Source organism: Muricoprocola aceti (genome assembly GCF_025567005.1).
GTDB classification, from domain to species: Bacteria; Bacillota; Clostridia; order Lachnospirales; family Lachnospiraceae; genus Marvinbryantia; species Marvinbryantia aceti.
This window is the reverse complement of the sequence record NZ_JAOQKE010000002.1, coordinates 329,954-353,075: the sequence shown is the minus strand read 5'-3', so window position 1 is coordinate 353,075 and position 23,122 is coordinate 329,954. Positions and strand designations below refer to the sequence as shown.

Genomic DNA, 23,122 nt, shown 5'->3' with positions numbered 1-23,122 from the left:
ACAAATTTTGGCTAAGATACTGTTGGAAATGAAAAATATCACCAAAACTTTCCCCGGTGTAAAGGCTCTCGATAACGTAAACCTTAAGGTGGAAGAGGGCGAGATCCATGCTCTGGTAGGAGAAAATGGAGCTGGAAAATCAACATTGATGAATGTACTCTCCGGTGTGTATCCGTATGGATCCTACGAAGGAGATATTATTTATAACGGGGAAATATGTAAATTCCATGATATTAAACAAAGTGAAGCAAAAGGAATTGTAATTATTCACCAGGAGCTGGCACTTGTGCCATATATGTCCATCGGTGAGAACATGTTCCTCGGAAATGAACGCGGAAAGAAAGCTGCCATTGACTGGGATGAGACTTACGGTCAGGCAGAAAAATATATGAGAGAGGTCGGATTATCCGAGTCCTCCAGAACACTGATTAAAGATATCGGTACCGGTAAGCAGCAGCTGGTAGAGATCGCAAAGGCGCTGGCAAAGAATGCAAAACTGCTGATTCTGGATGAACCGACATCTTCACTGAATGAATCAGATTCCAAGGCATTGCTGGATCTGCTTCTGAAATTCAAAAAAGACGGAATGACCTGTATCATTATCTCTCATAAGCTGAATGAGGTATCTTATGTAGCAGATAAGATCACAGTTATCCGAGATGGTTCTACCATTGAGACATTGACAAAGGGCGTGGATGATTTTTCCGAAGACCGTATCATCAAAGGTATGGTTGGCCGTGAGATTGCAGACCGTTTCCCGAAGCGTCACGGAGTCAAGATCGGTGATGTCAGCATGGAAGTAAAGAACTGGACGGTATATCATCCGATTTATACAGAACGAAAAGTAGTGGATAACGTATCTATTAAGATACATAAAGGCGAAGTAGTCGGTATTTCCGGACTGATGGGTGCCGGACGTACAGAGCTGGCAAAGAGTGTATTTGGACGTAGTTATGGAACCAATATCAGCGGTACTCTGCTTCTGGATGGAAAGGAAGTACATCTTAAGTCTTCCAGAGATGCCATTGCACACAAACTGGCGTATGTAACAGAAGACCGTAAGGGCGATGGCCTGATCCTGAGTAATCCAATCAGAACCAATACCTCTCTTGCAAATATGGCAGGAGTCAGCAACGGCATCGTAATCGATAAAGATAAAGAATATGCCGTAGCAGTAGAATATAAAGAAAAACTGAAAACGAAATGTCCGACTGTAGAGCAGAATGTTGGTAACTTAAGTGGTGGTAACCAGCAGAAAGTGCTTCTGGCAAAATGGATGTTTGCAGATCCGGATGTACTGATTCTGGATGAGCCTACCCGTGGTATTGATGTAGGTGCAAAGTATGAGATTTACTGTATTATCAATGACCTGGTTGCAGCAGGAAAATCCGTTATCATGATTTCCTCAGAGCTTCCGGAAGTTCTTGGTATGTCAGACCGAATCTATGTCATGAACGAAGGACGAATCGTTGGTGAGTTATCGCAGGAAGAAGCATCTCAGGAAAAGATCATGTCCTGCATTCTGAGTTCTAGTAAAGGAGAGTAAACGATGGATAAGGCAAAGTTAAGAGAAGGAATACAAAAATATTCAATGATCATCGTGTTAGTTTTAGTAACACTGTTTTTTACCTGGGGTACACAGGGTAAGATCCTGTTTCCTCAGAACATTACCAACCTGATTTCACAGAACGCTTATGTATATGTACTGGCAACTGGTATGCTGCTCTGTATCTTAACAGGAGGTAACATCGATCTTTCTGTTGGATCTGTTGTATGTTTCGTAGGTGCTGTAGGTGGTGTATTCATGGAAAAAATGGGTATGCCAATGCCAATCGCAGTCATTCTGATGTTATTACTTGGTGCAGTGATCGGTGCATGGCAGGCTGTATGGATTGCATACGTACATGTACCTCCATTCATCACCACACTGTCAGGTATGTTCGTATTCCGTGGTTTATCAAACGTAGTTCTGGGTGGTCAGACACTTCCAATCAAGAATCAGGCATTCGTTGTTCTGTTTGGTGGTGGTGCCAACTGCTACGTACCGGATATCCTGGGAGGCGGTGAAGGAATGAACCGTCTGGCTATGGTAGTTGGTATCGTTGCATGTGTAATCTTCGTTGTTGTAACGATGAAGGGTTACCTGAACCGTAAGAAAAAAGGCTATGAAACGGGTAATGTTGCTGCAATGTATATTAAAATGATCCTGATCTGTGCAGTCATCCTGTTTGTTACTTATAAACTTGCAAAATATAAAGGTATCCCGACTTCTCTGGTATGGGTTCTGATCGTGGTACTGATCTATGGTTATATTACAAGTAAGACAACTGTTGGACGTTACTTCTATGCAGTAGGTGGTAACGAAAAAGCAACCAAGCTTTCCGGTATCAATACAGAGAGAGTTTACTTCCTGGCATATACCAATATGGGTCTTCTGTCTGCTCTGGCAGGTATGCTGACCATCGCACGTCTGACCAGTGCACAGCCTACTTATGGACAGAACTATGAAATGGATGCCATCGGATCCTGCTTCATCGGTGGAGCATCTGCTTATGGTGGAACCGGTACAGTACCTGGAGTTATCATCGGTGCAACTCTGATGGGTATCATCAACCAGGGTATGTCTATCATGGGAACTGACCAGAACATGCAGAAAGTAGTAAAAGGTCTGGTACTTCTGGCAGCCGTAATCTTTGACGTAGTTTCCAAGAAGAGAAGCGAATAATAACAAAATCCAAAGTTTCCAAAAATGTTCTGCTGTTGAAAAACAGTGGAACATTTTTGGCGTTACAAAGAAAAATGTTGCGAAAAATGTCATTTTCCGTGAAAAAGAATTACCGGGAATGTATCTTGTATGAAAAAAGATTTTGTAGTATGATTACACATATAAATGTTTGAACGTCAGGCAGGCGGAGGGTGTGTAGATGAAAAACTGGAACGGTATCGGTGTGTCAGATGGACTGGTAGTCGGACGGGCAGTTCGAATGCAGAAAGTTCAGACAAAGAAACTGACATCGTTGGAGCAGGTGAAGGAGTCCTGTATCAAAAGAACTGCGGAACTATACGAAAGTACAAAAGAAAAAATGGGAGAGGCTCAGGCAGAGGTGTTTACGGCATATCAGATGCTACTGCTGGATCCCAAGCTGTATAAAGGCGTAAATCAGCGTCTGGAACAGGGCAGGGAGCTGGAACAGGCCATTGAGGAAGGATTTGAAGATCTGGCACAGGTATTTGACGGAATGACGAATGAATATATGCGTCAGAGAGCAGAAGATATCCGGGGACTAAAGAAGATGCATCTGGATATGTTGAATGGTAAAAAAACGACTTTTCAGGATGTAGGAGAACGGAATTATATTCTGGTGGCAGAGGAAGTGACGGCCATTGATTTTGCCATGATTGATGTAGAGCATCTGGGCGGTCTGGTAGTCAGGCAGGGAGGTCGTTTTTCCCATGCTATGATTATGGCAAGATCCTTGAATATTCCGGCCGTGACAGGATTAAAAGAGATCGAAGAGATTCATGACGGGGATGAACTGTTTGTGGATGGAAATACAGGAGAAATAGCGATGATCGAACTGCGGGAGCGGGGACGTATCGCACCGAAGGATCAGCATATTCTGGCTATATGGAAAAAGAAATTCCGGAAGAAAGTGGAACGGGAAGAGGTACTGAAAAATCTGCCGACCGGTAAAAATGTAACGGCAGACGGTACGGAGATTCAACTGAGAGTGAACATCAGCGGTCCGTCAGATTTGAAGAATCTGGATCTTTCTGCTTTGCAGGGGGTGGGACTGTACCGCACGGAATACCTGTTCTTTGAGCGCAAAGAAATGCCGGATATCCGGGAACAACAGGAAGAATATGAGAAAGTATTTGATCTTCTGGATGGGAAAACGCTGATCGTACGTACCCTGGATGTGGGAGGCGATAAACGAGTGCCTTATCTGGAAGCGAACAAAGAGGAAAATCCATTTCTGGGGGTGCGGGGTATCAGACTTACGCTGAAGAAGCCAGAGGTGCTGGAAACTCAGATGGAAGCACTTCTGCGGGCGGCAAAGGGACGACCATTTTCCATGATGTTTCCTATGGTAGATACTGTGGAAGAGGTACAGAAGGCCAGAGAAATCTGGAAACGTGTATGCGGCCGCGTGAAAGCAGATGGCTACGTGGTGCACCCGGATATTCAGTTTGGAATCACAATCGAAACACCGGCAGCGGCTATTTGTGTGGATCAGTTTGTGAATGAGATAGATTTTGTCAGTATCGGTTCCAATGATCTGGCACAGTATCTGATGGCGGCAGACCGGGAAAATGTGGAACTGGACCATCTGCTCAGCCCGTGGCAGCCAGCAGTCATGCGTGTAATACAACATGTGATACAGGTTTGTAATGAATATGGCGTAGAGGTCAGTGTCTGTGGAGAAGCAGGCGGTGAACCGGAATATTTGAAGCATCTGATACGAAATGGACTGCGGATTGTCAGCGTGAGCAGGTCAAGAGTAGATATGACAAGACTGGCGATCTCGGAGACCGTGATAGGATGAACAGAAAAGATAGAGTGAAAGAATAGCATAATTCTTTCACTCTATTTTTAACGCCGCGAATTGGCTAATATGTATATAAAATAAAAATAAAAAAGTCAAAATTTATATATTCTGATAATAATGTTAATGAATCTAAAAAATGTACACTACAAAAGTAATACTAAATTGGGGTAAAATTAAAATACAAATAACAAAAAGCACAAATGGAGGGAAGAAGATGAAGAAAATATTTGCATTATTAGTTGGTTTGGGAATCATTATGGGAAGCAGTGGAGCATCCGCATCAGAGCCGGTTACTTTGCGATATTCATTTTGGGGAAGTACAGCAGAAAAAGATGCTATTTCCGCTTCTTGTAAAGCGTTTACAGAGGAAACAGGGATTAATGTAGAAATCGTTCATATACCAACAGATTATGAAGCAAAATTAAGTGCGATGATTGCAGGTGGCGAGGAACCAGATCTTGCAAATTTAAAAGATTATTTTGCGCTTCCGCTTGCAGAGGAAGGAAAATTATATAATATTCTGGAATTAATTGATGAAGATGAAGATATAAACAGAGAAGATTATGTAGATTTAGCTTATCGTTACTATTCTCCAGAGGAAGCATACGGATTAAATACAGCGGTTGAATTGTTTGCGATGTTTTATAATCCGGATTTATTTGAAGCAGCAGGCGTAGATAATTTACCAGATTCTGTAGATGAAGCACTTACTATGGATGAATTCATTGAAATAGCAAAGAAATTAACACTAGATGAAAATGGCAAAAATGCAGCGGACCCGGAGTTTGATCCTGATAATATAGTTCAATATGGTGTAATGTTTGATTTCGGTGTTCAGCAATATATGGGAGCGGTTTATTCTAATAATGGAACATATATAAATGAAGATGGAACAGAATGGACATTGAATTCACCTGAAGCAGTAGAAGCATTGCAGACAATATCTGATCTCGTAAATGTATATCATGTAGCACCAAATCCATCAGAATTAAAAGCATTGCCATCACTTGCAGTAGCATTACAGACAAATAAAGCAGCAATGGTATGGGCAGGTTCATGGATTGCGCTTGATCTTGGAAATGGTGGTACAAACTTTGATGTAGGAGTTTTACCGGTATTTCAAAAAGGTGTATATGCAACGTGTCCGGCACAGGGAACAGCAGGTATTTTTAAATCTACAGAGCATCCAAAAGAAACATTTGAGTTATGGAAATGGTTAATGAATCCTAAAAACAGTATCGACTTATACTCATCTGGATTATGGATGCCACTTATGAAATCATATTATACAGATGAGGAATTATTAGATACATGGGCAAAAGTGGAACCGGCGCATCCATCAGGATATATTGGAAGTCATGTAGATGTTGTAAATAATGGTTATGTTGCAGAAAATCCATCAGCATATGTAAAAAATTACACAGAAATGAATGCAATAATTACACCGGCATTAGAGAGTGCTTTTTTAGGAAATAAGACAGTACAGGAAGCACTGGATGAAATAGAAGGTGATGTGGATAAACTGTTAGATGGAAGATATGATAAATAGTTTTGAAGGAGGAAGAGAAGTGAAAAAGAGAAAAGACACAATCACAGGGATATTGTTTTCACTTCCGGCTATTTTAGGATTTTTATGTTTTGCCCTTGGACCGATGGTAGTAAGTTTTATTTTGGGATTCACAGACTATTCCATTTCCGGATCCGCTACATTTTGTGGATTAGACAATTACAAAAAAATGTTTACAGGTGGAGATGTGTTTTTCTTTAAGGCTTTATCAGTAACGATCTTTTTTGCATTTTTAAATGTTGCAGTATGTATGATAACAGGATTTTTAATTGCATTGTTATTGAATAGTAAAATGATAAAACGAAAAGCAGCACTCAGAGCTATTTTTTACATACCAACTATTATTCCTTATGTGGCAACCGCAATGATTTTTATGTGGATGATGAGTCCTGACTTCGGCTTATTTAATATTCTTCTGAAACAAATTGGATTGGAAGGAAGTAAATGGATTTATGATGAAAAAACAGTGCTTCCATCGTTACTTTTTATTACGGCATGGACAGCTGGGAATGTAATGGTCGTATTTTTGGCCGGATTACAGGGAGTACCGGGAAACTTGTATGAAGCAGTAGAAATAGATGGCGGAGGATTTATCAGAAAATTTCAGTATGTGACATTGCCGATGATGACGCCAATCATTTTCTTTAATGGACTTATGTTTTTGATTGCAAGTATGCAAGGTTTCATGCCGGCCGCCGTAATTACCCAGGGGGGACCCAATAATGCAACGTTGTTTTATACGTACTATATGTATAAACAGGCGTTTGAATTTTCAAATTTAGGATATGCATCAGCGCTTGGATGGGTACTATTTCTTGTGATTGCCATACTTGCCGCCATAATTTTTAAAACATCGAAATATTGGGTATTTTATTCAGATGAGGGGTGATAGCATGAGAAAAGGGAAAAATCTGTCAAATATCATAATTCATATTGTTGTGATTATTGCGACAGTGGTATGGCTTCTTCCGGTATTCTGGCTGGTTCGCAGTTCTTTTATGGATATGGGTTCTATGTTTCAAAATCCACCAATTTGGATACCGGAAAAATGGCATTTTGAAAATTATAAAAATGCTCTTACCGCTTTACCATTTGTAAAATATTTTTTTAATACAATGAAAATTGTTATATTCAGTGTTTTGGGTATTTTAATTAGCTGTTCTTTGAGTGCATATGGCTTAACAAGAGTGAAATGGAAGTACAGAGATCGTGTATTTACAATATTAATGTCAACTATGATACTTCCATATTTTACTACTTTAATTCCCAATTTCATTATATGGAAGCATTTGAATTTAATTAATACCTATGTTCCGATGATTTTACCAAGTTGGTTTTGCATGGGGCTGTCAAGTGTGTATGGTGGTGGAATGTTTAATATTTTTCTCCTTCGGCAGTTTATGCGCACAATACCAAAAGAATTGGACGAAGCAGCGTTTGTAGATGGAGCCAGTCATTTTAATATTTTTTTGAAAATCATTCTGCCACTGTGTAAGCCATCACTGACATGTGTAGGATTATTCACATTTTTGAATTCATGGAATGATCTGATAAATCCTTTAATTTATTTAAATTCAGATCAGAAATATACAATTCAGTTAGGACTTCGCACATTTATTGGGTATTTTAATGCAGAATGGCATCTAATGATGGCAGCTGCATGCGCAGCAATTATACCAGTATTACTAGTATTTCTGTTTGGCCAAAAATATTTTGTAGAAGGAATAGCAACAACAGGTCTGAAAGGATGACACAATATGGAGAAAAGAAAATTTTTGCTATGGAAAGATGTAAACATTAGTGGTGGGTTGCTTGGAGAAAAACAGAGAGTAAATGAAAAAGTAACAATTCCGTATCTGTTTCAGTCTTATGAAGAAACTGGAAGATTTGATTTTTTGAAAAATGGATGGAATATACATAAGAAATATGAGCCACACCATTTTTGGGATTCAGATATTGCAAAATTGATTGAGGCAGCCGCATATACGCTAATAACAAATCCAAGTAAAGAAACGGAAGAAAGACTGGATAATTTAATTGAAGCCTTTGAAAAAAAGCAACAATCAGATGGATATTTAAATACCTATTTCAGCAATTTTTGTATAGAATACAGGTTTACAGATTTGATGATGATGCATGAATTATATTGTGCAGGGCATCTTATTGAAGCTGCGGTAGCGTATTATGAAGCATCTGGAAAAAGAACGCTTTTGAATATTATATGCCGATATTTGGAATGCATAAATACTCATATTGGAAAAGAAAATGGGAAAATACACGGATATGATGGACATCCGGAAATTGAACTGGCTTTAATGAGATTATATCATGTTACATCTGAAAAAAAATATTATCAGATGGCATCGTATTACATTGAGGAACGTGGTACAAAACCTTATTTTTTCGAAGAAGAAGCTTATGCGGAAAAAATTGATATTACAAAGCCACACAGAGAGATATACGATATAGGAAGTTTTTATGTACAAAATAAAAAAAATACTGACAATATAAATCCTATGATGATTCCAAAGGCCAGACAGGAAAGAGTATATAAATGGTATCTTCCATCAAAAGGTGCATTTGCGCAATTTAGTGCAAATGCGCCGGTGAGAGAACTAAAAGAACCGGCAGGGCATGCGGTCAGAGCAATGTATTTGTATTGTGCAATGGCGGATCTGGCAGAATATGATGAGACGCTTCTGGAAACCTGTAGAAGGCTTTGGAGAGAATTGGTTGACAAACAAATGTACATTACCGGAGGAATAGGACAGTCGCAGGAATGTGAGCGGTTTTCTTATGCCTATGATCTGCCAAATGAAGGAAATTATTGTGAAACTTGTGCTTCTATAGGACTATTTATGTGGGCAAAAAGGATGCTCTGTTTGGAATTAAAGTCTGAATATGCAGATGTTATGGAGAGAGCGCTTTATAATGGAATTATGAGTGGTTGTTCTTCAGATGGTAAAGCTTTTTTCTATGCAAATCATATGGCAATGTATCCAAAGCAATATACAGAAGGTAGTTATGTGATTCAATCAGAAGATCGGATCAGTCCAATTAGAAGAAAAACTTTTTCCATTTCGTGTTGCCCGGCAAATTATGCAAGGTTAATTGCTTCGATAGGAGGATATTTTTATTCGGTAGATGATGACAATTTGTATATTCATTTGTATAATGAAAGTAGTATAGAATATTGTTTTAGTGGTATTAAAACAAAAATTGAGCAAATTACAGATTATCCACGGGAAGAAACCATTACAATTCTGATTAATCCTGAAGAGACTGTAAAATTTGGGATTTATTTGAGAATACCGGGATGGTGCAGGCAATGGAGCTGCTTGGTAAATAATGAAAAGCAAAAATTGAAGTCGAAAAATGGATATATTTGCATACAACGTGAATGGAAGCAGGGAGATAAGATACTGTTGATTACACGAATGGAACCTGTGCTATATGTTGCAAACCCCAAAGTGCGCCAGAATAGCGGAAAAATTGCTGTGATGCGTGGTCCAATTGTGTATTGTATGGAAGAAGCTGATAATTTTACTGAGTTAAGTGATTTCGTCATAAGAAGCAGTGAAAAAATTATGGTGGAATCAACAAAGACATTTGAAGGTTTTCCCGTATTATGTATGAAAGGAAGAAAAACAGATATATCTGAATGGGGAAACAAATTATATCAAGACATTCATGAAAAAAAACAAATAGATGTTATTGGAACAGCCATTCCATACTATATGTGGGCAAATCGTGGATTAGGTGAAATGCTTGTGTGGATAAATGCAGAATAGTTGAGATTGTTTAGATCATGGAGGAAATGATTGTGGGCAGAATAGTAATAGTTGATGATGAAACATACCAGGCGGAATTAATGAGGGACATTTTAAAGATGTATTTTTCAGAACATGAGGTGGTATCTTACAGTGAGGTACATATTGCTATTCGAAATTTGTATGACAAAGGAGCGGATATACTTATTCTAGATATACGGATGCCGGGAATGAATGGATTTGAACTTTTGTCCAGATTATCTTTAGATAAGAATACTAAAATTATTATTATTTCTGCTTACAATGATTTTGAATATGCTCGTTCGGCGCTTCGAAATGGAGTATGTGAGTATTTGCTAAAACCTTTATCCAAAAAGGATATGGATTCATTAGTGTTACTTATTAAAAAGCATATAGAGACTCAGCATATGACAGAAACGAAGAGTCAGGAAAACAACAGAGATATAGTGCTCGAAGAATCTTTGGAAAAATGTTGTGCATATATCAGAGAACATTACGTTGAAGATATTACATTGAGTATGTTGTCTGATTTTATTCATATGAGTCCTGCCTATCTGAGTCATGTGTTTAAAAGCAATGTAGGAATTGGATATAAACAGTATCTTACTAAGATTCGAATGAAAAAAGCGTGTGAAATGCTAAAAAATACAAATAAAAAAGTGTATGAAATAGCAGCGTTGGTTGGTTATGATAATTATGCAAGTTTTAATAAAATATTTCAAAAGGAATTTTGTGTTTCTCCACAGAAATATAGAATGGCAGATAGCAGTAAATTTTGAAATGATTTGGCAGAGAATTTATGAAGAAAAAGTTTTTAAAAAAGGAATTGGTTTTTCAATTCAATATATTTTATATCATGGTAATGCTGGTATTAGTTCCATTGATTACATTATTGTTTTTTTCCCAGGGACGTCGTGTTCTATATAAGGTTATGTCATCAGATATGACAAGTCTTTTGGAAAAATCTGTACAGATTTCCGATGCAAAGTTGCTTGCGGCAAAAGAATATACTTTGGGTTTTTTGGCAGATAATGAAACTAAAAGATTGATCGTTGCTACAACGGAATGTAAAAATGATGTAGAGTATTATTTCATTGATAAAGCATTCAAACAGTTATCTAATAAATATTTTATGGCATCTCCAGACATTTATTCCGTTAATGTTATAGTTGGAAACTATAGTTTAGGTACGGAAAGTGGAAAAAATTTTATTCCTAAAAATAAATTTAAAGATACAGATATTTATAAGAGTGTGAAAAAAAACAGAGACAATATGATTTGGATGCCAACATACCGATTTTATGAAATGTATGATCAAAAAAAGTTCAAAGAATTATATAGTCTTGATTATTACTATATTTTTTCACTTGTGAGAAATTTAGCTGATTTATATGAAGAAACTGATAAACAGACAATAATTGATCCATGTGTCTTAATGTTGAATTTTGTGGATGGATTTTGGGCAGATGTATTTTCTAAGGATATGGGATATGATAATCTTGAGTATATGGTAGCAGATCAGAATGGAACTATTATTACACATAATCATAAAAGTTATATAGCTACTGACTATGCAAAGGGATGGATAGACCAAGTTTCAAATAATGATGTAGGAACGGTTACTATTACAATAGATAATAGAAAAAATCTGATATTTTATAAAAGGTCTGAGGTGACAGGCTGGATATCTATGTACAACATTCCGATGAAAGATATAAACACATTTTATTTTCAGATGTTGTCTCGCTATAGCGTTATCATTCTTTTAGTAGTGTTGATAAGTATTTTTTTCTTTTCTATTGTAATAAAACGTCTTATAGTTGTTCCGGTTGTTTTACTTACAAAAGAAGTCGAAAAACTAAAGGAGCAACCTTATTATCAGATAAAAGAACAGGGGAGTTATGAGATAAGAAATCTGGCAACTACATATAATAATATGCATAGAAGTATGCAGGAACTGATGAAAAAAAATTTTGAAATACAAAAACTTTATCAAGAGACTAAATTGAAAGAGATAAATTTACAATTAAATCCACATTTTATTTACAATATTCTAAATATGCTGAATTTAGAATTAATCAGAGACGGAAAATATGAAAGTTGTAAAATTTTGGATGATGTTACATATATGATGCGTTATGTTTTAGATAATGATAACATTACAGAAGTATTTGAAAAGGATTTGCGCTATACATTGCATTATGTAGATGTTATGAATAGAAGGTATAAGGGATTATATCAGCTGGAACTTGATATAGACCCACAATTGAACAATACTGAGGTACCTAAATTTATGCTACAACCGATTATTGAAAATAGCTATCGTCACGCTTTTATTGAAACGAACAAAAAAATAAATATAATTCGAATTAAGTGTTTTATAAAAGAAGGCAAAAGATATTTTTGTGTGGAAGATAACGGAAAGGGTATAGATGATAAAACTCTTTTGGAGCTTAATGAAGGAGAAAAGGGATCAGTTGGGTTGAACAATACTCGTTGGAGAGTAAGGTATATTTATGGTAGAGATGCAAAATTAGTTGCAGAACATAGTGATGAAAAGACTAAAGAAGGAACTAAAATAACAATTATTCTTCCATAAATAGAATTATAGCCGAAAAATGTTGATAAAAATAGAGTCTATACGTATTCTCGTCGAATCTTGCGATGAGTTTTTTGCCAGAAAAAAGATTTGCTATGTTATAATTTAAGGGAACCGGAGGAATACCGGTAGATTATGCGTAAGCGATGTAAAAACAGAACATGGAGGGAAACAGGGTGGAGGAAGAGAGATATCTGATCTCAGATGCAGCCAAAATTGTAGAGGTGGAGGCGCATGTGCTTCGCTACTGGGAAGAAGAACTGGAACTTCCCATTGGTCGGACAGAACTGGGACATCGATATTACACCCGGGAAAATATTGAGACCTTTCAGAAGGTGAAAGAACTCAAGGAAAAAGGACTTCAGTTAAAAGCAATCCGGACGATTTTGAAGGGACTGGAAAAGTACCAGACACAATTACAGGATGGTGAGTATCATACAGGCAGACCGCAGGAAAGCACCGGCCAGGCGCAGAAATCTGAAAAGGCTGTGGAATCAGCTGAGAAAGCGTGTGATGAATGCGAATCAGTTGATGAGGATGAGGAAAATTCCTCAAAGGAACCAGATCAGCTTCAGCTTCTTCAGGAAAACACAGAGAAATTGAAACATTTTGAAATTCTGGTGGAAGGGATCGTGGATCGGGTAGTGAAGGAAAATAATGAACATCTGGAGAAGCATATTGAGGTGACATTTTCCAGAGAGATGGACTATCTGGTACATATGCAGGAACAGCGAGAAGAAGAACGATATCGCCGTCTGGATGAATCCATCCGGCAGCACCAGAACAGACAGATGGTGGCGGCAACGAAAGAAGGCGGCTGGTTCCAGCGGCTGAGAGGAAAGAAAAAGAAATAAAAAGATCCGGGAAATGTAATTTCCCGGATCGCTTTGTTTTCTTATAATGCGAAATCTGTACCTGTCAGATTATTCTGCAGAGATAGCACCTGTTGGGCATTCTGCTTCGCATGTTCCACATTCCAGACATGCATCTGCATCGATTTCGTATTTTCCATCACCTTCGTGGATAGCTTCAGCTGGACATGCTTCTGCACATGTTCCGCAGCTTACACATTCATCAGAAATAACGTATGCCATAATAAAAATCCTCCTTATATAATGTTTGATTATTTTTTCACAGAAACGGGACGTCTCTGCGCTTTTCTGACTTCATTCTAATACAGAAAGAATATTAATACAAGAGTTTTGATTGTACTTTATTTCAGACTGTAAGATCGGAAGAACTAACAGAAATTGCGATAGGCTACCTTGCGGAATCATGTTATAGTAGAGATAATTTTGAAAGGAAAGAATGTCATATGGAAGAAAAAAGTACTCTGCAGGAGGCACTGGATTTCCTGCGAAGCAGAGAAAAGTGTAATTTGCTGATGGTGATGACCAATATTATTGTATTTGTGATATTAGAATGGATGGGGAGCACGACGGATACGATGTTTATGCTCCATCATGGGGCCATGTATGAACCACTGGTGGTAGAGCGGGGAGAATATTACCGGCTGTTTACCTGTATGTTTCTGCATTTTGGGGTGCAGCATTTGCTCTATAATATGCTGCTCCTGATCTTTGTGGGGGATATGCTGGAAAAAACAGTGGGAAAGATGCGCTATCTGATGATTTATCTGGGCGGTGGCATACTTGGCAATCTTCTGTCTATGGGTGTGGCGATGAAGACAGGATCTTATGCTGTTTCAGTGGGGGCGTCCGGCGCGATCTTTGCAGTAGTTGGTGCGTTAGTTTTTCTGGCTGTGAAGAACCGGAATCGGATCAGCAGGGAGGAGAACAGGCGGCTGATGATCATGGCGGCTCTGTCACTGATCGAAGGCTTCACCCAGACGGGAACGGACAGTATGGCCCATCTGGGAGGCTTCCTTGGGGGGATGGCTCTGTGTCTGTTGCTGACAGCCATATGTGGTAAGCAAAAGACAGATGCCGATCCGATGTCCTAAACGAGAATGCCGTGATTATGCAGGAGAAGAGAACGGCAGGCAGATAATAAATCTGGTGTCAGATGAAGGCTCACTCTGGACTGTAATGGTTCCATGGTGGGCTTTTATTATGCGCTGAACAATGGCAAGTCCCAGACCTGAGCCTTCGCTCTTATAAGAGACAAAAGGTTCAAAGAGATGGGGCAGCTGCTCCCGTGGGATGCCGCAGCCATTGTCGGAAACGGTCAGATACAGAAGGGATCCGTCGGTGGTGGCTTCTAACGTGATGTGGCTGGCATGTGCCTCTGCAGCGTTACGAAGAAGATTATCCAACACCTGCTGCAGCTTGTCCGGATCCAGCTCCATAGAAGGCAGATCAGAAGCGATCAGTGTAGTAAAAGTCATCTTATCTGGATGGTCACCGGTCAGACAATGGAGAAATGCTTCTCCATGAATTCCGTAGGCATGCATCCACTTATTCAGATCCAGAGAAATGGGATGAATCTTCATGCTGTTGTTAAATAGCGACAGATCCCCCAGAAGTGTCTTCAGATGCTGCATTTCTTCTCCTACGGTGTTCCAGTATTCGAAAGTGCCGACCTCCGGATGTGCAGATGAGATCAGCTGCAGATAGCTGTTGATCAGAGTGACCGGATTTCGGATCTCGTGTGAAATGGCAGATAATAACAGTTCATATTTTTCGTTCGTGTGCATAAAAACCTCCTCGGAAAAGCATAGCAAACGGACGGTGACAAAACTTCTACCGCCCCTTAAAAAACCTTATAAAATCAATGTTTTTGACACATATTTCAGTTGACATTCCAAAAGAAATAGTCTTAATATGTTATCAGATAAGAATGCTTACATAAATATATACGCAGGAGGAACAAAAACATGACAGATCACAATTGTATTTTTTGTAAAATTTTAGCAGGGGATATTCCATCTGCTGTGGTATATGAGGATGACGACTTTAAGGTGATTCTGGATGTGGGACCGGCAGCGAAAGGACATATGCTGATCCTTCCGAAGGAACATTATGCAGATATTATGGCGATGCCGGAGGAACTGGTGGCAAAGGCATTTATTCTGGCAAAGAAGATGGCAACGAAGATGGAGTCTGTGCTGGGCTGCGATGGAATCAATGTAGTACAGAACAATCATGAGGCAGCAGGTCAGACAGTATTTCATTTTCACATTCATCTGATCCCAAGAATGAAGCATGATAAGGTGGGCGTAACATGGAAGCCGGGCACACTGACTGATGAAGTGAAGGAAGAAGTGCTGAAGAAGTTCGGACGATAAGGCTCGAACAGACAGGAAAGAGGATAGGCAACAGTAAACAGAAATACTACCAGTTGAGACCGCAAATGGAATCTGCGGTCTCAACTTGAATAAAGAAAGGAAAGTATCTGTGAGGGTATTGAGCAGATACAAGTGAGATTATGAAGGACGAATCATTCCATGTGGTTTTTCAGGCGAATTATCGGCTGATTTTCCATGCGGTGTTGCTTCGTACGAACAATCGTGAGTTGGCGGAGGATATTTGTCAGCAGACATTTCTAAAGTATTTGGAATACCGTGAAGTGGTGAAAACGGGCGCAGAGCGTGGCTGGCTTCTGGCGGTAGCAAAGAACCTGTTGACAGATGATTTCCGAAAAAAGAAACTGCGGTTAATTGATCATACGCAAATAGAAGAAAGTGAAACAGAGTACTGTTATGAGGTAGATATGGCAAAAGAAGTCAGCAGAAAAGATTTCCTGCGACAGATCCTGACAGAACTGGAGGAGAAAAACCAAGACTGGTACGATGCGGTTTATGAGGTCTGTATGTTGAATCTGCCGATGGCAGATGTGGCGGCTCAAAAGAACATTTCGATTGATCTGCTGCGGGCCAGATTATGCAGAGGCAGACAGTTCCTGAAGCAACGTTTTGGTGAAGAATATCAGGAGTTGAAGTAAGAAACAGTACCGGACTTCCGGAGCAAAATGAAAAAGATCGTCTGGAATGACCGGTACTGTGCTGAAAAAGTCTGATTTATGGAAGGAGGGCTCAGGAGCCGGAGACACAGGTCTCGATGAGATTGGTAATGGTCTCGATGGCGTTGCTCAGCTCACTTTTCTCCATAGCCTGTATGTAGGCATCACGATGATCGTAGAGGTCATGGATGGTATCCAGCAGACGCTGAGAAGTCAGATCATCTTCTGTAAGAACTTCACAGAATCCCTGGCTGCGGAAAGATTCTGCATTCAGAATCTGGTCACCTCGGCTGGCATTGGAACCAAGAGGGATCAGAAGAGCCGGTTTGCGAAGCTCCAGCAGTTCACAGATGGCATTGGCACCGGCTCTGGAGACCACGACATCGGCGAGGGCAAAGAGATCTGCCAGTTCTTTTTTAATATATTCGAACTGTACATAACCTGTTGTGCTGTTCAGGGAAGGATCCAGCTTATCCTTGCCGCACAGATGAATGACCTGGAAATCAGGCAGAAGCTGTGGCAGGATCTCGCGAATGGCATGGTTCACATTAGCGGAACCCAGGCTGCCACCGATGATCAGAAGCACCGGCTTGTCGGAAGTGAATCCGCAAAATCTGCGGGCGGCTTCCTTATCACCGCTGCGCAGCTCCTGGCGAATCGGAGAACCGGTCAGTACAGCCTTTCCGGCTGGAAGATACTTCACTGTCTCCGGGAAGTTGCAGCAGATCCTGGTGGCGAACGGTGCGGTTAGCTTGTTGGCCAGACCCGGTGTCATATCAGATTCATGACAGATAACCGGGATGTGTGCACGATGAGCAGCCATCACTACAGGAACAGAGACAAATCCGCCTTTGGAAAAGACGATGTCTGGTTTTAATTTTTTCATTAATTTGCGTGCTTCGGTATATCCTTTGATGACTTTGAAAGGATCGCTGAAGTTTTTCAGATCAAAGTAGCGACGAAGTTTACCAGAAGAAATGCCATAATAGGGGATCTGCATTTCTCCGATTAATTTTTTTTCGATCCCCTCATAAGAACCTATGTACTGAATATCATAACCCAGTTCTTTTAGACGAGGGAGTAAGGCGATATTTGGTGTAACATGGCCGGCAGTTCCACCGCCGGTTAAGATAATTCGTTTCATGACGAACCTCCATATTAGAAGATTTTTAGTAATTGTTCAGAATTCACTATCTTTATCTTATACTACTGGGGGTAAAAGTCAAGAAGGGACTTAAGGATATGAAAGACAGATTGGGAACTTTGGGACAACAGAAGGGACAGTTGTCAGATAAAGAATTTTACAGGCTATTCCTGAAAGGACATGGATGGCCGGCAGATACCGAAGAGGATCATTTTCTGGATGAGATGTTTGACATGGAGCTGGACAGAGATGTAGAACGGGAAGAAGCATTGCTGGCAAAGCATCCTGAGATCACAGGAACAGACGCCTCATCGGATCTGTTTGACCGCATTATGGAAAAAGCGGGAGAAATAGATAACGGCAAGATGGCAGTACGAGCTGACGTAGAAGTGGAAGGTGAGAAAGATACAGACTTCGAAGCGGCTGGCGGTAATACGGAAGAGATACCCGAGAAGACAGAGTCGGCAGAATATCGCCCGGAGGATTTCCTCAGCGAGGAAGATCGCAAGGCTCTGGAAATCGGACGGAAACGTATGCGCAATCAAAAGAAACACAGATGGGCGATACGCTTTGCGGTGAATGCGGCCGTACTGGTCTGCGTGTTCCTGGTGGGAGTCAGCACCGAGGCCAACAGGACGAGGCTGATCAATGTGATCAATACCTGGGTAGGGGATGAGGCACTGGGAAGGCTGAATAATGAGACTGATCGAGAAAATTATAAAGCGGGCGAGTTTGAGGCTATAGCAGATATTGAGGATCAGTTAGGAATAAAACCAGTGAGGTTTATGTATGAATTAAAGGGAATGCAGTTTGAGAAATATGAAATTGACACAAAAGCAAAAATAGCAAGGTTGTTTTATTCTTATAATGATTCAATTATAACAATTCTTATGAGAAAAGACGAAAGAGGAACGGCAAAAGGCAGTATTAAGGACGGTAATATAAAAGAGGTCTTCGATGTGAATACAGATATGGGAACAGTCAAAGTAGCGGAGATAGAGGGTAAATTTAAGGATAAATATATGGCAGAGTTTGTAACGGATAATACGTACTATCATATGTTGGGGGAATTGCCAAGAGAAGAATTTGTAAATCTTATTAAATCAATCTTTTTTTAAAAATTTTAAATAATTTTAGCAAAAACTGTCATGAAAGAAAGCCAGAACCGTATTTATCTATGTAATGTAAAAAGATATGGGGAAGGAGGAAAACACATGACAAAGAAAAGAAACATAGGGATGTTGATTCTGATGGGGATCTTGATGGTATTAAGCCTGTTTACGATTTCCGCATCGGCAGAAGAGGGTGGAATGAAGTTCCAGCCAGGGATGGTTATTGATGGATCGAGACTGACATTAGGAGATAGTGCATTTAGTCCCAACTATGGAATCGCACCACATGGAGACTACCTGGCAGAGGGAGGCTGTTCTATTACCAGGGCAGATAAAGATATTGCCACTATTGATGGCTATACAATTGCCTATCGTGTTTGTGATGAATTATATCTGGGATTATATGTGGATCAGATGCAGGAGGATGGCACCTGGCAGACAGTCTGGTCCAGAGAAAAAAGAGGAAATGATGCCTATAGTTTGTCCTATAGTATCAATATTTTCGTAGAGAAAGGCTACTATTATCGCTGCCGTGCCGGCCATATTGCTCGGTTTGGCACGACTCTGGAAAGTAACGTAAGTATTACCGATGGCATTTATTTTGGCGAAGGCCATGACGAGTAACTCAAATAAAAGTGAGTGTAACTGTTAATCTGTGAAATTACATAGATGTTTGCACACAGGGGCTTTCAAGAGGTGAAGAAAATGCCGACGGTAAATACGAGAAGAGAGACTGCGGATCTGCGAAATGACTGTTTCCCCCATACATTACCTTTCATTTCGCAAGAGCCTCACGAAAGTCCCCTGTTGTGTGAAGAAGAACAACGGGGAGGAAAAATGAGAGCCAAGTATTATCGATATCTGTTCCATAAAGTAACAGAAGGGGTGTGCTACAGCGGAAGTATCCGCAATCAGATGGAGGAGGAACAGGAGGATCTGTGTTTCCTGTATCTGGCAGGAGGCTTTGTCTGTACCGAAAAAGGAGTATCTTATGCATCTGAAGAGAATGAGTATCATCTGCTGATCCTGGGCGACTATGCACCGGCAGCGATTCAGCGGGCCTGCCGGACAGCCCGCAGCTGCCGAGTTGTGGAAGCCATGATCCCGGATGGCAGGGAAGAAGAACAGGTGACGTCCATGCTGCTGCAGGCAGGGGTAGAGCGGGTGCGTGTGGTGCGGGAAGAGGTACGGCTGACCCTTTGCAGAGAATTTCTGCAGATCGTACCGGTCAGAGAAGGAGAAGAATCGACGCTGGCCTTTTATCATGCAGATGCCAAAGGTACACCGGAAACAGAAGAATGTCTGGCCAGCATCAAGCCTGCGATAGAGGGTGGAGAATGCATGGCCAGGGCCGATCATGACAAACTGACCTGTGAGATGCGCTGTCTGCTGTGCAACGATTTCACTTTATGTAAGAGACAGAATCAAAAATGCTGCAGCCAATTCCTGGACGGACATCTGCTGTTCGCTTCAGCAGGAGAAGGAGATGGAAGCGAGAACAGGGGAGCTGTTCTGGAGCTGATTGGTCAGCATCGAAAGAGGCTGCGGATCGTCGGGCTGCCAGATAAGGATTTGTCATCATTTGAGATAGATGAAATAAAAGAGATCGGAGAACGGGGATTTGCCCGCTGGCTGGTAGGAACGGAAAAGACACCGGCCGAGGTGGTAAAGGCCATCACGGTGGGAGATCCACACCGCCGTTTCTTCGCAACCGGAGAGCAGTCGGGACTGTGCATCTCCGGATATTATGTGCCTCGAATGGCGGAGCCGGCAATCCTAAAATCTTTATAAACCGTATAAAAATCACTACCGAATCCACAGAGAATGGGGTATACTTTAAGTAAAGTATATCCCGTTTTTTATGATCCCAAAGAGTGTGAAAGGGATCATATTCCTATAAAAGGAGAACGAGGGAGGAGGGGTCATATGAAGCTTACATTTTTAGGTGCAACCCATGAAGTTACCGGAAGCTGTACGTATCTGGAAGCATGTGGAAAGAAGATTCTCATTGACTGTGGAATGGAGCAGGGCGTAGATACTTTTGTGAATGAAGATCTGCCGATTGCTCCGGGAGAGGTGGATATGGTACTGCTGACGCACGCCCACATCGATCATTCCGGTAAGCTTCCTCTGTTATACAAGAATGGATTCCGGGGACAGATCTTTGCCACGGAAGCTACGGAGAAGCTGTGTGATATCATGCTTCGAGACAGTGCACATATTCAGATGTTTGAGGCAGAATGGCGCAACCGTAAGGGAAAACGAGCTGGTAAAGAGGCTTACGTGCCACTGTATACCGTAGAGGATGCACAGGGCGTGATGAAGTGTTTTGTAGGATGCCGGTATCTGGAGAAGCAGATTATCGCAGACGGCATTACCATCCGTTTTGTGGATGCCGGACATTTGCTGGGCTCGTCCTCGATAGAAGTATGGATCGAAGAAGATGGCATTCAGAAAAAGATCGTATTTTCCGGTGACATTGGCAATGAGAACCAGCCATTGATCCGTGATCCACAGTATCTGAAGGATGCGGACTATGTGGTTATGGAGTCTACTTATGGCAATCGCAGTCATGGACCGAGACCGGACTACATCAGAGATCTGGCGGAAGTTATGCAGAGAACCTTTGACCGGGGCGGTAATGTGGTGATTCCGGCATTTGCAGTGGGGCGTACCCAGGAGATGCTGTATTTTATCCGGAAGATCAAGGAAGATAAGCTGATCCACGGACATGAGAATTTTGAAGTTTATGTGGATAGTCCACTGGCCATCGAAGCTACCAGGATCTTCATGGAGCAGATGGAAGATTTTGATGAAGAGGCACTGGAGCTGGTGAATAAGGGGATTAACCCGATTGGATTCCCGGGCCTGAAGACGGCGATTACCGGAGACGAGTCCAAGCTGATCAATTTTAATGAGAAACCGAAGGTGATCATTTCTGCCAGCGGTATGTGTGATGCCGGCCGTATCAAGCATCATCTGAAGCACAATCTGTGGAGAAAGGAATCCACGATTCTCTTTGTGGGCTATCAGTCCAACGGCACACTGGGACGGGCGCTGGTGGAAGGTGCGAAGCATGTGAAGCTGTTCGGAGAAGAGATCGAGGTACAGGCAGAAATCCATATACTGGCAGGCATCAGTGGTCATGCGGATAAAGATGGTCTGTATCGATGGATTGCTTCTTTTGAGAAGAAGCCGGATAAAGTCTTTGTGAATCATGGAGATGATGATGCATGTGTGGCATTTGCCAGCCGGATTCGTGCAGAACTGGGACTGGATGCAGATGCACCGTATAGTGGAACTATCTATGATCTGGCACAGAACCGTTACATTAAGGCAACAACGGGCATTCTGATTCCGAAGAAGGAATATGCACCGGGCAGCCGGAAGAATACAGTCTATGACAGACTGCTGGCAGCGGGACAGAGGCTGCTGGCTGTGATTCGCCGCAATGAAGGCGGAGCCAATAAAGATCTGGCGAAGTTTGCAGACCAGATCGATGCACTATGTGATAAATGGGAGCGATAATTGAATGAAGAAAAAGGTATTATTTATAGTGAATCCGAAGTCGGGGAAAGGATCGATCCGCAGCAAGCTGCTGGATATCGTAGACATTTTTGTGAAAGCGGAATTTGATCTGACGCTTTATATTTCCCAGTCTGCCGGGGATGCCAGAGCGAAGGCAAAAGAGGTAGAGGGAAGATATGAACTGGTGATCTGCAGCGGGGGCGACGGTACACTGGACGAGGTCATCAGCGGGATGATGGAATGCGAGAAGCGCAGCGCTATCGGCTATATTCCGTGTGGCAGTACGAATGATTTTGCCCATAGTCTGAAGATACCTACCAGCATGACCAAGGCGGCAGAGCACATCGCTGCATGGAAGGAGTTCCCGTGTGATATCGGGCGGTTCAACGATGACTATTTTGTCTATATTGCAGCATTTGGACTGTTTACGGATGTGTCCTATGAGACCAGCCAGGATGTGAAGAATGTGCTGGGACATCTGGCTTATATTCTGGAAGGGATGAAGAAGCTGACGGAGATCAAGTCTTATCCGATGAAGGTGGAATCAGAAGAGATGACGGTGGAGGGAAACTTCCTGTTTGGTATGGTGACAAATTCTACATCGGTTGGCGGCTTCCGGAATATCACCGGCAAGCATGTCCATCTGGATGATGGCGTGTTTGAAGTGACGCTGATCAAGACTCCGCAAAATATTCTGGAACTGAACGAGATCATCCAGGCAGTCATTGCCGGTAAATCAGAGAATAATAAATATTTTTATCAGTTCCGCAGTAAGGCTGTGAAGTTCATATCCGGTGATCCGGTAGCCTGGACGTTGGATGGTGAATTTGGCGGCTATCATGAGGTGGTGGATGTGAAGAATGACAAACAGGCACTGAGTCTGCTGGTATAAGAGGCCAGAGCCTGGCAA

General features: G+C 41.3%; 21 protein-coding genes. 18 read left to right on the top strand and 3 right to left on the bottom strand.

The genetic code is table 11. The annotated features are described in order from the left end of the window. The first annotated feature begins 7 nt into the window (after positions 1 to 7). The 10 genes from mmsA (at position 8) to OCV47_RS03745 (ending at position 13,361) form a co-directional block, all read left to right on the top strand. The gene (gene mmsA / locus OCV47_RS03790) at positions 8 to 1,546 is read left to right on the top strand and encodes a multiple monosaccharide ABC transporter ATP-binding protein (protein WP_256298206.1); all 1,539 of its coding nucleotides are present in this window, start codon (positions 8 to 10) and stop codon (positions 1,544 to 1,546) included. A gap of 3 nt (positions 1,547 to 1,549) precedes the next feature. Beyond that, positions 1,550 to 2,725 carry a multiple monosaccharide ABC transporter permease gene (gene mmsB, locus OCV47_RS03785; RefSeq protein WP_262653867.1) on the top strand — a complete coding sequence of 392 codons (1,176 nt, stop codon included), beginning with the start codon at positions 1,550 to 1,552 and terminating at the stop codon, positions 2,723 to 2,725. Between the two features lie 199 nt (positions 2,726 to 2,924). Beyond that, entirely contained in the window at positions 2,925 to 4,547 is a 1,623-nt protein-coding gene (gene ptsP, locus OCV47_RS03780) for a phosphoenolpyruvate--protein phosphotransferase (protein ID WP_262653865.1), read from the top strand. A 217-nt stretch (positions 4,548 to 4,764) separates the two neighbouring features. Further along, the gene (locus OCV47_RS03775; protein ID WP_262653863.1) at positions 4,765 to 6,099 is read left to right on the top strand and encodes an ABC transporter substrate-binding protein; all 1,335 of its coding nucleotides are present in this window, start codon (positions 4,765 to 4,767) and stop codon (positions 6,097 to 6,099) included. After that, complete coding sequence (locus OCV47_RS03770; RefSeq protein ID WP_262653861.1) at positions 6,080 to 7,006, top strand: carbohydrate ABC transporter permease; 927 nt, start codon at positions 6,080 to 6,082, stop codon at positions 7,004 to 7,006. The genes OCV47_RS03775 and OCV47_RS03770 overlap by 20 nt, the downstream gene beginning before the upstream one ends. A 4-nt stretch (positions 7,007 to 7,010) precedes the next feature. After that, positions 7,011 to 7,868 (top strand): carbohydrate ABC transporter permease, encoded by an 858-nt coding sequence (locus tag OCV47_RS03765; protein ID WP_262653859.1) that lies wholly within the window; start codon positions 7,011 to 7,013, stop codon positions 7,866 to 7,868. Positions 7,869 to 7,874: 6 nt separating this feature from the next. Then, entirely contained in the window at positions 7,875 to 9,908 is a 2,034-nt protein-coding gene (locus tag OCV47_RS03760; RefSeq protein WP_262653857.1) for a glycoside hydrolase family 127 protein, read from the top strand. Between the two features lie 32 nt (positions 9,909 to 9,940). Further along, complete coding sequence (locus tag OCV47_RS03755) at positions 9,941 to 10,687, top strand: response regulator transcription factor (RefSeq protein WP_262653856.1); 747 nt, start codon at positions 9,941 to 9,943, stop codon at positions 10,685 to 10,687. A gap of 20 nt (positions 10,688 to 10,707) precedes the next feature. Then, positions 10,708 to 12,507, top strand: coding sequence for a sensor histidine kinase (locus OCV47_RS03750; protein ID WP_262653854.1), 1,800 nt, complete (start codon positions 10,708 to 10,710; stop codon positions 12,505 to 12,507). Positions 12,508 to 12,683: 176 nt separating this feature from the next. Further along, positions 12,684 to 13,361 carry a helix-turn-helix domain-containing protein gene (locus tag OCV47_RS03745; protein ID WP_262653853.1) on the top strand — a complete coding sequence of 226 codons (678 nt, stop codon included), beginning with the start codon at positions 12,684 to 12,686 and terminating at the stop codon, positions 13,359 to 13,361. 69 nt (positions 13,362 to 13,430) lie between these two features. On the opposite strand, the gene OCV47_RS03740 is transcribed toward OCV47_RS03745, so the two are convergent. After that, positions 13,431 to 13,601 (bottom strand): DUF362 domain-containing protein, encoded by a 171-nt coding sequence (locus OCV47_RS03740; protein ID WP_256298198.1) that lies wholly within the window; start codon positions 13,599 to 13,601, stop codon positions 13,431 to 13,433. Between the two features lie 221 nt (positions 13,602 to 13,822). Between OCV47_RS03740 and OCV47_RS03735 the strand changes: the two genes are divergently transcribed. Continuing rightward, positions 13,823 to 14,470: a rhomboid family intramembrane serine protease gene (locus tag OCV47_RS03735; RefSeq protein ID WP_262653852.1), complete on the top strand. Its 648-nt coding sequence runs from the start codon at positions 13,823 to 13,825 to the stop codon at positions 14,468 to 14,470. 15 nt (positions 14,471 to 14,485) lie between these two features. On the opposite strand, the gene OCV47_RS03730 is transcribed toward OCV47_RS03735, so the two are convergent. Beyond that, entirely contained in the window at positions 14,486 to 15,163 is a 678-nt protein-coding gene (locus OCV47_RS03730) for a two-component system sensor histidine kinase NtrB (RefSeq protein ID WP_262653850.1), read from the bottom strand. A 180-nt stretch (positions 15,164 to 15,343) separates the two neighbouring features. Between OCV47_RS03730 and OCV47_RS03725 the strand changes: the two genes are divergently transcribed. Next, on the top strand, positions 15,344 to 15,754 hold the full coding sequence (locus OCV47_RS03725; RefSeq protein WP_262653847.1) for an HIT family protein: 411 nt from the start codon (positions 15,344 to 15,346) through the stop codon (positions 15,752 to 15,754). Positions 15,755 to 15,894: 140 nt separating this feature from the next. After that, positions 15,895 to 16,410 carry an RNA polymerase sigma factor gene (locus tag OCV47_RS03720; RefSeq protein WP_262653845.1) on the top strand — a complete coding sequence of 172 codons (516 nt, stop codon included), beginning with the start codon at positions 15,895 to 15,897 and terminating at the stop codon, positions 16,408 to 16,410. 91 nt (positions 16,411 to 16,501) lie between these two features. Here OCV47_RS03720 and OCV47_RS03715 read toward each other — a convergent pair whose 3' ends face one another. After that, entirely contained in the window at positions 16,502 to 17,572 is a 1,071-nt protein-coding gene (locus tag OCV47_RS03715) for an undecaprenyldiphospho-muramoylpentapeptide beta-N-acetylglucosaminyltransferase (RefSeq protein WP_262653843.1), read from the bottom strand. Positions 17,573 to 17,670: 98 nt separating this feature from the next. On the opposite strand from OCV47_RS03715, the gene OCV47_RS03710 reads away from it, so the two are divergent. The 5 genes from OCV47_RS03710 (at position 17,671) to OCV47_RS03690 (ending at position 23,104) form a co-directional block, all read left to right on the top strand. Further along, entirely contained in the window at positions 17,671 to 18,690 is a 1,020-nt protein-coding gene (locus OCV47_RS03710) for a DUF4367 domain-containing protein (protein ID WP_262653841.1), read from the top strand. A gap of 96 nt (positions 18,691 to 18,786) precedes the next feature. Further along, a complete protein-coding gene (locus OCV47_RS03705; protein WP_262653838.1) occupies positions 18,787 to 19,308 on the top strand; it encodes a DUF6147 family protein in 522 nt (173 codons plus the stop codon). A 213-nt stretch (positions 19,309 to 19,521) separates the two neighbouring features. Beyond that, positions 19,522 to 20,475 carry a hypothetical protein gene (locus OCV47_RS03700; protein WP_262653837.1) on the top strand — a complete coding sequence of 318 codons (954 nt, stop codon included), beginning with the start codon at positions 19,522 to 19,524 and terminating at the stop codon, positions 20,473 to 20,475. 135 nt (positions 20,476 to 20,610) lie between these two features. Next, positions 20,611 to 22,212 (top strand): MBL fold metallo-hydrolase RNA specificity domain-containing protein, encoded by a 1,602-nt coding sequence (locus tag OCV47_RS03695; RefSeq protein ID WP_256298182.1) that lies wholly within the window; start codon positions 20,611 to 20,613, stop codon positions 22,210 to 22,212. Between the two features lie 4 nt (positions 22,213 to 22,216). Then, positions 22,217 to 23,104, top strand: a complete 888-nt coding sequence (locus tag OCV47_RS03690; RefSeq protein ID WP_262653834.1) for a diacylglycerol/lipid kinase family protein — start codon at positions 22,217 to 22,219, stop codon at positions 23,102 to 23,104. Positions 23,105 to 23,122 lie beyond the last annotated feature (18 nt).